This is a genomic window from Phytopseudomonas straminea, from assembly GCF_900112645.1.
In the GTDB taxonomy this organism is placed as follows: Bacteria; Pseudomonadota; Gammaproteobacteria; order Pseudomonadales; family Pseudomonadaceae; genus Aquipseudomonas; species Aquipseudomonas straminea.
The window spans coordinates 174,676-188,593 of sequence record NZ_FOMO01000006.1 but is presented as its reverse complement, the minus strand read 5'-3'; the positions used below and the strand labels follow the sequence as shown (position 1 = coordinate 188,593).

The window sequence follows — 13,918 nt, the reverse complement described above, 5'->3', positions numbered from 1 at the left end:
GAAGCGGTACGCTTAGGCAGCTGCAGCTTGGCTCAGTGCTTTGACGTGACCGTTCAGGCGGCTCTTGTGACGAGCGGCCTTGTTCTTGTGGATGATGCCTTTGTCGGCCATACGGTCGATAACAGGCACAGCCAGAACGTAAGCAGCTTGTGCTTTCTCGTGGTCTTTGGCGTCGATAGCCTTTACTACGTTCTTGATGTAGGTACGAACCATGGAGCGCAGGCTGGCGTTATGGCTACGACGCTTCTCAGCCTGTTTTGCGCGTTTTTTGGCAGAAGGTGTATTGGCCACCGTCAAGCTCCTCGAAAACTAGGGGTTACTGACAAATAAGGCCGCGAATCATGCAGGCGAGCGCGGCACTTGTCAAGGTCGATACTGCGTCAGTCGTCGTCGGGCATGCGACGCGAAGGATGCTTTATCGCGTCGGCGATTCTACACTCCCGGCCGCACTGGCGTCGTCGCACCTTCGTGTGTCGGCGCGGTCTGTTGCTGGCGTGTGCTGCGCGCGCCGAATTCGATCCCGTAATTGCCGATTGAGCATCCCTGCCGAATGAATCTTCTCAAGTCGCTGGCCGCCGTCAGTTCCATCACCATGTTGTCGCGGGTTCTGGGTTTCGTGCGCGACACCATCATGGCCCGGATCTTCGGTGCGGGGATCGCCTCGGATGCCTTCGTGGTGGCCTTCAAGCTGCCCAACCTGCTGCGCCGCATTTTCGCCGAGGGCGCCTTTTCCCAGGCATTCGTACCGATTCTGGCGGAGTACAAGACGCAGAAGGGTGAAGAAGCAACCCGCACCTTCGTGGCTTATGTCGCCGGTCAGTTGACGCTGATTCTCGCCCTGGTGACCCTGCTCGGCGTGCTGGCCGCGCCCTGGATCGTCTGGGCCTCGGCACCCGGTTTCAGCGACAACCCCGAGCGCTTCGAGCTGACCAGCGATCTGCTGCGGGTGACCTTTCCTTATATTCTGCTGATCTCCCTGTCGTCGTTCGCCAGCGCGCTGCTCAATACCTGGAACCGTTTCGCCGTGCCGGCTTTCGTGCCGACCCTGCTGAACGTCAGCATGATCATTTTCGCGCTGTTCCTGACCCCGTATTTCGACCCGCCGATAATGGCCATGGGCTGGGCCGTGCTGGTCGGCGGCCTGTTGCAGCTGCTCTATCAACTGCCTCACCTGCGCAAGATCGGCCTCTTGGTGCTGCCGCGCCTGAATCTTCGCGACAGTGGTGTGTGGCGCGTGCTGCGGCAGATGGGCCCGGCGATCCTCGGTGTGTCGGTGGCGCAGATCTCGCTGATCATCAACACCATCTTCGCCTCCTTTCTGGTCGCCGGTTCCGTGTCGTGGATGTACTACGCCGACCGCCTGATGGAGCTGCCGTCCGGGGTGCTAGGCGTCGCTCTGGGTACCATTCTGCTGCCTTCGCTGGCCAAGACCCACGCCGCCGAGGACCCGGCCGCCTACTCGAAACTGCTCGATTGGGGCCTGCGCCTGTGCATCCTGCTGGCGCTGCCCTGCGCCCTGGCGCTGGCGCTGCTGTCCGAGCCGCTGGTGGTGTCGCTGTTCCAGTACGGCAACTTCACCGCCACTGACGCCGAGATGACCCAGCGTGCTCTGCTGGCGTACTCGCTGGGCCTGTTGGGCATGCTGCTGGTCAAGGTGCTGGCGCCGGCCTTCTATGCGCGCCAGGACATTCGCACGCCGGTGCGCATCGCAATGTTCACCCTGCTGATGACCCAGGTGATGAACGTGCTGTTCATCTTTGTCATCCCCCTGGCCCATGCTGGCCTGGCGCTGTCCATTGGCCTGGCGGCCTGCATCAACGCCGGCCTGCTGTTCTGGAAGCTACGCGCCCGCGGCTTCTACCAGCCGCAACCGGGCTGGGCGATGTTCGCCAGCAAGCTGCTGGCGGCGGTGCTGGTGATGGTCGTGGTGCTGGTCGGCATGCTCTGGCTGATGCCGGACTGGAGCGAGGGCAGCATGCTGGCCCGCCTGCTGCGCCTTGCTGCGCTGGTCGCAGCCGGTGCGCTGAGCTATTTCGCTGTGCTGGGTATCCTGGGGTTCCGTCTGCGCGACTTCTCCCGCCGTTCGATTGCCTGATGGGCAGTACGGCGCTGACTGGCAGCGCCAAATGAGCGCGGCGTATCCGCTACCCGGCGCCGGCCGCTGTGCGTATAATTGGCCACTTTGTGAGCAAGAAGCGCGTTATGCAGCTGGTTCGAGGCCTTCATAATCTGCGGCCCCAGCATCGGGGCTGTGTCGCCACCATCGGTAATTTCGACGGCGTTCACCGTGGCCACCAGGCGATTCTGGCGCGTTTGCGTGAGCGCGCGTCAGAGCTGGGCGTGCCGAGCTGCGTGGTGCTGTTCGAGCCGCAGCCGCGTGAATACTTCGATCCCGAAGGCGCTCCGGCACGTCTGAGCCGGCTGCGCGACAAGCTCGCCTTGCTGGCCGCCGAAGGTGTTGATCGGGTGCTGTGCCTGACCTTCAACCCGCGCCTGCGTGAGCTCAGCGCTGCGGAGTTCGTGCAGCGTGCGCTGATTGATGGGCTCGGTGTATTGCACTTGGAAGTAGGCGACGATTTCCGCTTCGGCTGCGACCGCGCCGGTGACTTTGCTTTTCTGGCCGAGGCCGCGCAGCGTGAAGGCTTCACTGTCGAAGCGGCCAAGACCGTGGAGATCGATGGGCAGCGCGTCAGCAGCACGCGAGTGCGCGAGGCCCTGGCCAGCGGCGATTTCATCGTCGCCGAACGCATGCTCGGCCGGCCCTTTCGCATCGTCGGGCGGGTGCTGCACGGCCAGAAGCTCGGTCGTCAGCTCAATGCGCCGACCGCCAACGTGCAGCTCAAGCGCAAACGTGTACCGCTGACCGGGGTGTACCTGGTCAGTGTCGAGATAGACGGCCAGCCATGGCCGGGCGTTGCCAATATCGGTGTGCGCCCCAGCGTGGCCGGTGACGGGAGCGCCCACCTCGAGGTGCACCTGCTGGATTTTGCCGGTGACCTGTATGGCCGGCGTTTGACGGTGGCTTTCCACCACAAGCTGCGCGATGAGCAGCGTTTCGCCTCGCTCGAGGCATTGAAGACGGCCATTGCGGCCGACATTGCCGCTGCCCGCGACCACTGGCAGCGCCAACCGCTGATGAAGAGCCCGACATGACCGATTACAAAGCCACGCTGAACCTGCCCGATACTCCCTTCCCGATGAAGGCTGGCCTGCCGCAACGCGAGCCGCAGACCCTGCAGCGCTGGATTGATATTGGTCTCTACGAAAAGCTGCGCAAGGCCGGCGAAGGCCGCCCGAAATTCCTGCTGCATGACGGCCCGCCCTATGCCAACGGCAGCATTCACATCGGTCACGCGCTGAACAAGATCCTAAAGGACATCATCACCCGTTCCAAGACCCTGGCCGGCTATGACGCGCCGTACGTGCCGGGCTGGGACTGCCATGGCCTGCCGATCGAGCACAAGGTCGAGACTACCTTCGGCAAGAACCAGCCGGCCGACCTGACCCGCGAGCGTTGCCGCACCTATGCGGCCGAGCAGGTCGAGGAGCAGAAGGCCAACTTCATCCGCCTCGGTGTGCTGGGTGACTGGAACAACCCGTACCTGACGATGAACTTCGCCAACGAGGCTGGCGAGATCCGCGCCCTGGCGGAAATGGTCAAGAACGGCTTCGTGTTCAAGGGCCTCAAACCGGTCAACTTCTGCTTCGACTGCGGCTCGGCGCTGGCCGAGGCCGAGGTCGAGTACCAGGACAAGAAATCCGAAGCCATCGACGTGGCCTTCCCGGTCGAAGATGCCGACAAGCTGGCCGCCGCTTTTGGCCTGGGCAGCCTGAGCAAGCCGACCGCCATCGTTATCTGGACCACCACGCCCTGGACCATTCCGGCCAACCAGGCGCTGAACGTGCACCCGGAATTCACCTATGCGCTGGTGGACGTCGGCGACCGCCTGCTGCTGCTTGCCGAGGAAATGGTCGAGAGCTGCCTGCAGCGCTTCGGCCTCGAAGGCCAGGTGGTCGCCACCGCCCAGGGCTCGGCGCTGGAACTGATCAACTTCCGTCATCCGTTCTATGACCGCCTGTCGCCGCTGTACCTGGCCGAGTACGTCGAGCTGGGCGCCGGTACTGGTGTCGTCCACTCCGCGCCGGCCTATGGCGAGGACGACTTCCAGAGCTGCAAGCGCTACGGCATGAGTAATGACGAAATCCTCAACCCGGTGCAGAGCAACGGTGTGTACGTGGACTCGCTGCCGTTCTTCGGCGGCCAGTTCATCTGGAAAGCCACGCCGGCGATCGTCGCCAAGCTCGAAGAAGTTGGCGCGCTGCTCAAGCACGCCACCATCAGCCACAGCTACATGCACTGCTGGCGCCACAAGACGCCGCTGATCTACCGCGCCACCGCGCAGTGGTTCGTCGGCATGGACAGCAAGCCGAAGGAGGGCGGCACTTTGCGTGAGCGCTCCCTGGCGGCCATCGAAGACACCAAGTTCGTTCCGGCCTGGGGCCAGGCCCGCCTGCACAGCATGATCGCCGGCCGTCCGGACTGGTGCATCTCGCGTCAGCGCAACTGGGGTGTGCCGATCCCGTTCTTCACCCATAAGGAAAGCGGCGAGCTGCATCCGCGTACCGTCGAACTGATGGAAGAAGTCGCCAAGCGCGTCGAGCAAGAGGGCATCGAAGCCTGGTTCAAGCTCGACCCCGCCGAGCTGCTGGGCGCCGAGGCCGACCAGTACGACAAGAGCCGCGACACCCTGGACGTGTGGTTCGACTCCGGCACCACTCACTGGCACGTGCTGCGTGGCTCCCACGCCGAGCTGGCGCATGCCGATGGCCCGGTTGCCGATCTGTACCTGGAAGGTTCCGACCAGCACCGTGGCTGGTTCCATTCCTCGCTGCTGACCGGCTGCGCCATCGATGGTCACGCGCCGTACAAGGAACTGCTGACCCACGGCTTCACCGTCGACGAGCAGGGCCGCAAGCAGTCCAAGTCCCTCGGCAACGTGGTCGCGCCGCAGAAGGTGATCGACAGCATGGGCGCCGACATCCTGCGCCTGTGGGTGGCTTCCACCGACTACTCCGGCGAGATGGCGGTTTCCGACCAGATCCTGCAGCGCAGCGCCGACGCCTACCGGCGCATCCGCAATACTGCGCGTTTCATGCTGGCCAACCTCAATGGTTTCAACCCGGCTACCGACCTGCTGCCGGTCGAGCAGATGCTCGATCTCGACCGCTGGGCCGTCGACGCCACCGCGCATCTGCAGGACGAGCTGACCGAAGCCTACGGCGAATACCGCTTCTGGAACGTCTACTCCAAGGTGCACAACTTCTGCGTGCAGGAGCTGGGCGGCTTCTACCTGGACATCATCAAGGACCGCCAGTACACCACCGCGCCGGACAGCGTCGCCCGCCGTTCCTGCCAGAGCGCGCTGTTCCACATCTGCGAAGCGCTGGTGCGCTGGATCGCGCCGATCCTGTCGTTCACCGCCGAGGAAATCTGGCAGTTCCTGCCGGGCGAGCGCGCCGAGTCGGTGATGCTGGCCACCTGGTACGAGAACCTGGCCCGTCTGCCGGAAGGCTTCGAACTGGACAACGCCTATTGGGAGCGCGTCATGGCGGTCAAGGGCGCGGTCAACAAGGAGCTGGAGAACCTGCGCGCGAGCAAGGCCATCGGCGCCAGCCTGCAGGCCGAAGTGACTCTGTTCGGTGACGACGCCCTGCGTGATGACCTGGCCAAGCTCGGCGACGAACTGCGGTTCGCGCTGATCACCTCCGCTGCCGCCACCGCACCGCTGAGCGATGCGCCGGCCGATGCGGTGGTCACCGAAGTCGAAGGCCTGAAGCTGAAGATCGTCAAATCTGCCCACGCCAAGTGCGGTCGTTGCTGGCACCTGCGAGCTGATGTCGGTACTCACGCCGAGCATCCGGAGCTGTGCGGCCGTTGCATCAGCAACATCGAAGGTTCGGGTGAGGTGCGCCACCATGCGTAACGCCCTGGCCCGCTTCGCGGAGATGAATCAATGAGCGCCCGTTTCGGCAAGCTCGGCTGGGTGTGGCTCAGCGTCGTGGTGTTCGTGATCGACCAGGTCACCAAGTTCTGGTTCGACAACAACCTGCAGATGTGGGAACGCATCACCGTGATCCCCAATGTGCTGGACTGGACCCTGGCCTACAACACCGGTGCAGCTTTCAGCTTCCTGGCCGGTGCGTCTGGCTGGCAGCGCTGGCTGTTCACCCTGATCGCCGTAGCGGTCAGCGTGGTACTGGTGGTATGGATGAAACGCCTCAAGGCCGATGAAACCTGGCTGGCCGTCGGCCTGGCCCTGGTGCTCGGTGGTGCGCTGGGCAATCTGGTTGATCGGGTGATCTTCGGCCACGTGGTCGACTTCATTCTGGTGCACTGGCAGAGCAGCTGGTACTTCCCGGCGTTCAACATCGCCGACAGCGCCATCACAGTAGGCGCTGTCCTGCTGGCGCTGGATATGTTCAAGAGCAAGAAGCCCGAAGAAGAGGTGGCACGTGACTGATGTACGTATCGGCCCGGATCGGCAGGTGACCCTGCACTTCGCGCTGAAGCTGGATAACGGCGATGTGGTCGACAGCACTTTCGACAAGCAGCCGGCGACCTTCAAGGTCGGAGATGGCAACCTGCTGCCGGGCTTCGAAGCCGCGCTCTACGGTTTCAAGGCGGGCGACAAGCGCAGCCTGACCGTCGAGCCTGAGCAGGGCTTCGGCCAGCACAACCCGCAGAACGTGCAGGTGATGCCGCGCTCGCAGTTCCAGGACATGGAACTGTCCGAAGGCCTGCTGGTGATCTTCAACGACGCCGCCAACACCGAGCTGCCAGGCGTGGTCAAGGTGTTCGACGACGCCCAGGTGACCATCGACTTCAACCACCCGCTGGCCGGCAAGACGCTGACCTTCGACGTCGAGATCATCGACGTGCAGGCGATCTGACCGGGCGTCAGTCGCAGGCGGACATTACTCGTGAACGCGCTGTCTATCCCCTGAGCCCATCGCGGCTCGTGGGATAGACTCTCCACTCAAGCTTTCCGTGCCGAGCGTGCCATGCAAATCAAACTCGCCAATCCCCGCGGTTTCTGCGCCGGTGTCGACCGCGCCATCGAGATCGTCAACCGCGCCCTTGAGGTGTTCGGCCCGCCGATCTACGTGCGCCACGAAGTGGTGCACAACAAGTTCGTGGTCGAGGACCTGCGCAACCGTGGCGCGGTGTTCGTCGAAGAGCTGGATCAGGTGCCCGATGACGTGATCGTCATCTTCAGCGCCCACGGCGTGTCCCAGGCGGTGCGCAACGAAGCCGCCAACCGCGGCTTGAAGGTGTTCGACGCCACCTGCCCGCTGGTCACCAAGGTGCATCTGGAAGTGGTGCGCTACAGCCGTGACGGCCGCGAGTGCATCCTGATCGGCCACGAAGGCCACCCGGAAGTCGAAGGTACCATGGGCCAGTACGATGCCAGCAACGGCGGCGCCATCTATCTGGTCGAGGACGAGGACGACGTCGCCAAGCTGCAGGTGCGCGATCCGGAAAATCTCGCCTTCGTCACCCAGACCACGCTGTCGATGGATGACACCAGCAAGGTCATCGACGCTCTGCGCGCGCGCTTCCCCAGCATCGGCGGACCGCGCAAGGACGACATCTGCTACGCCACCCAGAACCGCCAGGATGCGGTCAAGCAACTGGCCGACGAGTGCGACGTCCTGCTGGTGGTCGGCAGCCCGAACAGCTCCAACTCCAATCGCCTGCGCGAGCTTGCCGAGCGTATGGGCACCCCCGCCTATCTGATCGACGGCGCCGAGGATCTCAAGCGCGAGTGGTTCGACGGCGCCAATGGCATCGGCATCACCGCCGGCGCCTCAGCACCGGAAGTGCTGGTGCGCGGGGTGATCGACAAACTGGGCGAGTGGGGAGCCGGCAACGTTCAGGAGCTGGACGGCCGCCCGGAGAACGTAACCTTCTCCATGCCCAAGGAGCTGCGGCTCAAGGCGGTTTAACACGCCCCTTAATTGCGTTCATAGATCGGGCCCGGCGCACTCGCATGAGGCGCCGCGTCGACACAGTAGATGCCTGCTTGCATATGGCCGCCAGCGAGTTTGAATGACTCGGGCCGCTGCTGTGTCGGTACATGCGTGGCTCATCCAGCGTTTTCTAGCAAGATTCCGCCAGCTTGCGACTCTCGCAGGCAATTTCCCGCCAGCTAGTACCTTTCTTGGGCGGGTGCTGATGCTCTATATAGGGCACTTGGCTTTCTGGCACAGCATCTGCAAAGAGATGACACTCAGCGCCCTTCGTGGCGTACAACTATAATGACAAGCGTGAGGTTCCGTCATGGGAAGCACCAGCACGTGGTCTGTCTCTTTGCCTATAGGCACTGCGCCCCGGCGTATCTGCTCGATCTTGAACGGTATGGCTAGGCAAGCTGGCTGGAAGGCGCCACCTATCTCCACACCATTTCCCTATGAATAAGTGCCCGCCTGACGGCCACTCGCGGCCATAACTCGAATAGCCATTTATAGGTGCTGATCGCGGCGTCGCAATAGACATTGCTCGGAGAGGCGTGCTTGTAAGCATATGTATCAATTTGTTTCTGCTGGGGAGGCGCTTTTCATTTGCGAACTTTGGCGATCGAGGAGATATGTACTTTTTTGCTTTGCTATCGCTTGAAACCAAGATGCAACAGTAATTCTCTAAGCTCTAATATGTATTTAATTGATTGAGAGGGAGTGTACGTCTGGCTGCTCAGCAGTTTTGCTAGACGAATTAATAATTATCCGAGTTAAGTATTTTATACTGGCTAATTGATCTCTCGCTGGGAGGCATTGTGTTGTCGACGATAATGCCCGGTCTTCGTCGAAAGCCTCGCGGCAGAGCGCATGGTACTTGCTAATGGGTGTCACGGTAGTTTGGTTGTTTGGGATTGGCTGCATTGAAGAATGGATTAAAAAGACAAACGGTATGGCATTACGTCGGAGCGGTGTTTTTTTAAACCGCCATTGAACTGATCCTTTTGTGGGCAGTCACTACTTCGGGCAAAAGCGTTCCAAAGGCGGTTATCACTGCAGCTGAGCGTTGCAAGGTTCCCGCCGAGAAAATAATCATAATGTCGATACTGATCGCTCTTCAAAAGTTAGCGGCTGAGAGGCTTATTGTCTGTTCGACATACCTCTCGAGAGCGCGCCACGTATCGGCGGGAACTGTTGAGAGGCTTTTTGATGGTTGAAACAATCTCCAATTGCCAGGGACCCTGCAAGTGCCTGAGTGACACTCTGAAACTGGGCGTTTCCCTACCGATGATCAGTCAGAATGTCGATATTCTCGTTTGCGGGGAAACCGGCACGGGGAAAGACATGCTGGCGCAGCTCATTCACAAACATTCTGGGCGGCCTGGTGCCTTTGTAGGGATTAACTGTGCAGCCATCCCGGAGTCGCTCGCCGAAAGTCAGCTGTTCGGTGCTGCCAGTGGTGCCTATACCGGGGCTTTGCGCGCGCGGTCAGGCTATATCGAGGCCTCCGACAAGGGCACCTTGTACCTTGATGAGATCGACAGCATGCCCCTGGCGCTCCAGGCCAAGCTCCTACGTGTGCTGGAAGAGCGCGGCGTGGGTCGGCTCGGCAGTACGGACTTTATTCCCCTTGATCTAAGAGTCATCGCTTCCGCCCAACGACCATTGGCAAAGTTGGTGAAACAAGGAAGTTTTCGCAGTGATCTGTTCTTTCGTCTCAATGAGGTGACTGTTCGACTTCCACCGTTGCGCGAGCGACGCGGCGAAATATTGCCATTGTTTGAAAATTTCGCGCGCACGGCGGCAACTCGTCTGAAGCGAGAAGTACCTGTTCTCGAGTCTCCCGTTGCGATGCTGTTACTCGGTCATTCCTGGCCTGGTAATGTTCGTGAACTGCAAGCGGCGGCCAAGCGTTTTGTGATGGGTGTCTCTTTACTGAATTCTGAAGCATTAGCAATGGAACATGTCAGCACTCATACCGGTTTGAGAGTGCAGATGAAGCGAATTGAAAAAGCACTTATCACCGATGCATTGCACCGCCATGAGGGGCGCCTGGAAGCGGTAGCCAAAGAGCTGAGTGTTCCCAGGCGAACCCTGCATTTTCGTATCAGGGAACTGGCGTGTACTACCGGTGCGCTCAAGGAGCAATCACTTCAGGGTTGACTAGTCGCATAGGTAATATTCCAGTGGTCGGGGATGAAGTATGGAGTCTGCTCTAGATCTGTTGGTGCTCGAGAATGGAATTTCGAGTTTGGACGTATTAGGACAGAGTATTTCCGAGTTGGGTATTGATGTGCTGCTGTTGGGTGAAACGGGCACTGGCAAGGATACGGTCGCGCGACATCTACACAAACTTTCAAGGCCCAAGGGGCCCTTCGTCGCGGTGAATTGCGCGGCCATCCCGGAGACCTTGTTCGAGAGCGAACTATTCGGTGTCAATGCCGGGGCTTTCACCGGGGCGGATAGAGACCGCAGCGGGTATTTCGAAGCGGCACACAGGGGCACGCTTTATCTCGACGAGATCGACAGCATGCCCCTCAATCTGCAGGTCAAGCTCCTGAGGGTCTTGGAGAGCCGCCAGGTTGAGCGCTTGGGATCGACTCGGGTCATACCCCTGGATATAGGTGTAGTGGCCTCCGCCCAGCGTTCGCTCGATCTGCTGATGGAGGGGGGGCTGTTTCGCCGCGATCTGTATTACCGGCTTAGTGTGATGAGTCTCAGCCTGCCGCCGCTGCGTCAGCGTCCCGGTCATATCGTGTCGGTTTTCAGGCATTTCGTTGCCACCGCCGAGGTCGAGCTCAACATGCCTGCCCCGGTGATCGACGAGCGGGTCGAAGTGCTGCTGCTCAGCCATGGTTGGCCTGGCAATTACCGCGAGCTCAAATCCGCCGCTCGACGCCACGTACTCGGCATGCCTCTGATCGACGACGACCCGGACGAGTCCTCGGAAACTGGCCTCAAGAACCAGTTGCGGCTGATCGAGAAGACCCTCATCCAGCAGTCGCTCAAGCGCAATGACCACTGCATTGCCGCGGTCACCAGTGAGCTGGATATCCCTCGCCGCACCCTCTACCAGCGGATGAAGGATCTCGATGTGTGAGCCCGCCGACCATTGCCGGGGCGAGAACGCTCTGCGGATTGTTTGGAACCGATCTTCGGGTCCTTGCCACCCATCCAACGCAACCACCGAGCGTTGCCATCAATCATCGAGAGGATAGAACCAATGGATCCGATTAAAGGCGTGCAGAACGCTTACAACACCACCGCTCAATATCTCGGCCAAACCACGGCGCGTCAGGACAGTGCCAACGGGCTCCGGGATACCTCCACCGACAGTGCCGCCCTCGATGCCATCCGCAGCGAGAACAAGAAAAACGATGCGCATTCTGCCGAGCTGCAGAAGATCCAGGGCGAGGCCAATCGCAACGTGCAAAGCCAGAACGTGGCCTCTTCCATCAATTCGGCGCAGCAGGATGCCTCGAACAAGGCGATCAGTTCCTCGGCGCAGAACGCCAAGGGTATCAGCTACTGATTGATGCCCTCTCCGGCAGAGGGCGCCTGATGAAGGAGGCATGGACATGAACATGGTTATCAACAGACCGGCCGCTGAGCAAAGTAGCCTGGTTGGCTTCACAGACAGGCCGCTGCAGGGAAAGAACGGTGCGCAGGGGCTGGAAGACGTCATCAAGCAACTGGTTCAGGCACTGCTCAAGGCTGGCGGTAACGCCGATTCCGGCCTGGGGCAGATGGTCAAGGACAAGATGTCCGGTGGCAGCGGCGGCGGCAACGGCGCTGGTGGGCTCGGTGGCCAGGCCGGCGGCCTGGGCGGGGGCATCGAGCAACTGCTGACTAAGATCCTGGAGCAGTTGATCTCCGACAAGCTGGGCAAGGATTTCGGTCAGTCGCCAGCCGGCGGCGGTGGTCCTGGCGCAGCGGGTGGCACGGAGGGCGGTGGTGCGCCCGGCATGGGGCAGCAGGGAGGTGGTGATCTGCTCGACCGTGTTCTCAGCGGCCTGGCCAAGTCTTCGCTGGACGGCATGCTCAAGCCTGATGGCGAGGGTAGTAAGTTCGAGCAGAAAGACGCCGGCATGATGATGGAAGTCGCCAAGTTCATGGATGCCAATCCTCAGCAGTTTCCGCCGCCCGATGCGGGGTCCTGGGGCAAGGAGCTGATCGAGGACAAGCACTTCAACAAGAGCGAAGCCGAGTCGTTTCAGTCGGCCATCGACATGATCGGCTCTCAGCTCGATGCCAGGGCATCGGGGCAGCAGGTACCCGGTGGTGCTTCTGCATCAGGCGCAGCGCCCGGTCAGGATTCGCTGGGCGGCTCCGGTGGTCTGGGCAGCCCGGAGGGCAATCCCGGTCAGGCGCAGGGCGACATTCTCAAGGAGCTGACGCAACTGCTGGGTGGTGTGGTGAACGAGTTGCAGAACCTCACCAGCAAGCTCGAGTCGCGCAATGTCGAACAGGGCGCCAGGGATGCGGCCGACGCGATAGTCAATCTGATGCTGCCGGGTGGCAAGCAGCAGGCCTGATGGGCGGCGCCTGGCCCCATGCCACTGGCGTGGGGTCGAGCACCTCGGGTGCGCCGTATTCAATCGATCACCTTTGCTGGAGTTGAGTGGCATGAGCATTTCTGCAATGGACGACCTCAAGAAAGTGGTCAAGAACGGGGGCCTGGAGCTTGAGCAGGGCCTGGTCAACGAGCCGTCGCGAGCCGATATCGAACTGTTCAACTCGCTGATGCGTGGGGCGGCCGTCGAGGAGCCGAGTCAGAGTGGCGCCTTCCTGGCCGAGGCGGTGGGCGGGCGCATGGGCTCGGTGGATCGGCTCTCGGACGATGCCATGCGCAGCATGAAACAGGCGGTGATGGACAACGACCCGACCTCGATAGCGAAGATGAGCAGGGCGCTGTCGCAGTACTCGCTGGAAATGGCCATCACCACCAAGGCAATCAGCAAGGGTGGCCAGGCCATCGAAAAGCTGACCAACATGCAGTAGGCCGCACTGTGAAAAGATGTCTAGTGGTAGGGCTCTGTGTACTGCTGCTTGCAGGTTGCAGCGAGCAGACCGACCTGTTCAGCGGGCTGTCCGAACAGGATGCCAATGACGTGATCGCCTCCCTGGGCGATTACCGGATCGACACCGGCAAGCGCACGGAAAAAAGTGGCATCGTCGTCTCCGTGGATCGCGCCGATACCAACCGCGCCATTCGTATCCTGGAGTCCGCCGGCCTGCCGCGCCGTGCCCGTACCAGCATCGGTGAAATCTTCAAGAAAGAGGGCGTCATCTCCACGCCGCTGGAGGAACGGGCGCGTTACATCTATGCCCTATCCCAGGAACTTGAGTCAACGCTGTCGCAGATCGATGGCGTCATCGTCGCCCGTGTACACGTGGTGTTGCCGGAGCGGGTCGCGCCCGGTGAGCCCGTACAGCCGGCGTCGGCCGCGGTATTCATCAAGCACTCGGAACGGCTGGAGCCGGATGCCGTGCGTCAGCGCATCCAGATGATGGTGTCCAGCAGCATTCCCGGCATGGCCGACACGGTCAGTGCCGACTCCGGAAAGTTTTCCATCGTCTTCGTTCCGGCAGCGGCCTTCGACGACGCCGAGCCCCTTGTCAGGTTCGGGCCCTTCCTGCTTGAGGAGCACCAACTGGGCTTTTGGCAGCGGGTTCTATGGGGCGCGCCAGCGTTTCTCATTCTGCTGTTGCTGGTCATCGTTCTGGCCGCGCGTGCCGACTGGCGGCAGGCATTGCTTTCGCGCCTTGCGCCGCGGCGCTCCACCACCACCTTGCCGAGCCGTACCTGATGGACGGGCTGGCAGCCGGCTGGATTCGCTGGTGGTATGCGGCCGGCGACCCCGCTTCCCCGGGATGGCCCGTCGGTGCCAATGCCGAGCAC

General features: G+C 61.4%; 13 protein-coding genes. 12 read left to right on the top strand and 1 reads right to left on the bottom strand.

Translation table 11 applies throughout. The features are described 5' to 3' along the window. Positions 1-12: 12 nt before the first annotated feature. Positions 13-291, bottom strand: coding sequence for a 30S ribosomal protein S20 (gene rpsT, locus BM279_RS16345; RefSeq protein ID WP_070882692.1), 279 nt, complete (start codon positions 289-291; stop codon positions 13-15). 259 nt (positions 292-550) lie between these two features. Here rpsT and murJ point away from each other — a divergent pair, with 259 nt between their 5' ends. The 12 genes from murJ (at position 551) to sctJ (ending at position 13,826) form a co-directional block, all read left to right on the top strand. After that, on the top strand, positions 551-2,095 hold the full coding sequence (gene murJ / locus BM279_RS16340; protein WP_093505446.1) for a murein biosynthesis integral membrane protein MurJ: 1,545 nt from the start codon (positions 551-553) through the stop codon (positions 2,093-2,095). A 107-nt stretch (positions 2,096-2,202) separates the two neighbouring features. Beyond that, positions 2,203-3,153, top strand: a complete 951-nt coding sequence (ribF, locus tag BM279_RS16335) for a bifunctional riboflavin kinase/FAD synthetase (RefSeq protein WP_093505444.1) — start codon at positions 2,203-2,205, stop codon at positions 3,151-3,153. Beyond that, positions 3,150-5,984: an isoleucine--tRNA ligase gene (gene ileS, locus BM279_RS16330; RefSeq protein WP_093505442.1), complete on the top strand. Its 2,835-nt coding sequence runs from the start codon at positions 3,150-3,152 to the stop codon at positions 5,982-5,984. The genes ribF and ileS overlap by 4 nt, the downstream gene beginning before the upstream one ends. Positions 5,985-6,014: 30 nt before the next feature. After that, on the top strand, positions 6,015-6,521 hold the full coding sequence (lspA, locus tag BM279_RS16325) for a signal peptidase II (RefSeq protein ID WP_093505440.1): 507 nt from the start codon (positions 6,015-6,017) through the stop codon (positions 6,519-6,521). Beyond that, complete coding sequence (locus BM279_RS16320; protein ID WP_093505438.1) at positions 6,514-6,951, top strand: FKBP-type peptidyl-prolyl cis-trans isomerase; 438 nt, start codon at positions 6,514-6,516, stop codon at positions 6,949-6,951. Before lspA ends, BM279_RS16320 begins: the two co-directional genes overlap by 8 nt. A 111-nt stretch (positions 6,952-7,062) precedes the next feature. Then, positions 7,063-8,007, top strand: coding sequence for a 4-hydroxy-3-methylbut-2-enyl diphosphate reductase (gene ispH / locus BM279_RS16315; protein ID WP_093505436.1), 945 nt, complete (start codon positions 7,063-7,065; stop codon positions 8,005-8,007). Positions 8,008-9,303: 1,296 nt separating this feature from the next. Next, positions 9,304-10,179, top strand: a complete 876-nt coding sequence (locus BM279_RS16310; protein ID WP_244154178.1) for a sigma 54-interacting transcriptional regulator — start codon at positions 9,304-9,306, stop codon at positions 10,177-10,179. 40 nt (positions 10,180-10,219) lie between these two features. Continuing rightward, positions 10,220-11,116: a sigma 54-interacting transcriptional regulator gene (locus BM279_RS16305; protein WP_075931585.1), complete on the top strand. Its 897-nt coding sequence runs from the start codon at positions 10,220-10,222 to the stop codon at positions 11,114-11,116. Between the two features lie 123 nt (positions 11,117-11,239). Further along, positions 11,240-11,548, top strand: coding sequence for a type III secretion system major pilin HrpA (locus BM279_RS16300; protein WP_093505432.1), 309 nt, complete (start codon positions 11,240-11,242; stop codon positions 11,546-11,548). Between the two features lie 46 nt (positions 11,549-11,594). After that, positions 11,595-12,551, top strand: coding sequence for a DNA-binding protein (locus BM279_RS16295; RefSeq protein WP_147176930.1), 957 nt, complete (start codon positions 11,595-11,597; stop codon positions 12,549-12,551). 91 nt (positions 12,552-12,642) lie between these two features. Continuing rightward, complete coding sequence (gene sctI / locus BM279_RS16290; RefSeq protein WP_093505428.1) at positions 12,643-13,017, top strand: type III secretion system inner rod subunit SctI; 375 nt, start codon at positions 12,643-12,645, stop codon at positions 13,015-13,017. Between the two features lie 23 nt (positions 13,018-13,040). After that, positions 13,041-13,826: a type III secretion system inner membrane ring lipoprotein SctJ gene (sctJ, locus tag BM279_RS16285; protein ID WP_372239571.1), complete on the top strand. Its 786-nt coding sequence runs from the start codon at positions 13,041-13,043 to the stop codon at positions 13,824-13,826. Positions 13,827-13,918 lie beyond the last annotated feature (92 nt).

What these genes read in the sequence shown, in the direction of transcription:
- murJ (WP_093505446.1), top strand. Translation starts at nt 551, where the DNA reads ATGAATCTTCTCAAGTCGCTGGCCGCCGTCAGTTCCATCACCATGTTG.
- ribF (WP_093505444.1), top strand. Translation starts at nt 2,203, where the DNA reads ATGCAGCTGGTTCGAGGCCTTCATAATCTGCGGCCCCAGCATCGGGGC.
- ileS (WP_093505442.1), top strand. Translation starts at nt 3,150, where the DNA reads ATGACCGATTACAAAGCCACGCTGAACCTGCCCGATACTCCCTTCCCG.
- lspA (WP_093505440.1), top strand. Translation starts at nt 6,015, where the DNA reads ATGAGCGCCCGTTTCGGCAAGCTCGGCTGGGTGTGGCTCAGCGTCGTG.
- ispH (WP_093505436.1), top strand. Translation starts at nt 7,063, where the DNA reads ATGCAAATCAAACTCGCCAATCCCCGCGGTTTCTGCGCCGGTGTCGAC.
- BM279_RS16310 (WP_244154178.1), top strand. Translation starts at nt 9,304, where the DNA reads ATGATCAGTCAGAATGTCGATATTCTCGTTTGCGGGGAAACCGGCACG.
- BM279_RS16305 (WP_075931585.1), top strand. Translation starts at nt 10,220, where the DNA reads ATGGAGTCTGCTCTAGATCTGTTGGTGCTCGAGAATGGAATTTCGAGT.
- BM279_RS16300 (WP_093505432.1), top strand. Translation starts at nt 11,240, where the DNA reads ATGGATCCGATTAAAGGCGTGCAGAACGCTTACAACACCACCGCTCAA.
- BM279_RS16295 (WP_147176930.1), top strand. Translation starts at nt 11,595, where the DNA reads ATGAACATGGTTATCAACAGACCGGCCGCTGAGCAAAGTAGCCTGGTT.
- sctI (WP_093505428.1), top strand. Translation starts at nt 12,643, where the DNA reads ATGAGCATTTCTGCAATGGACGACCTCAAGAAAGTGGTCAAGAACGGG.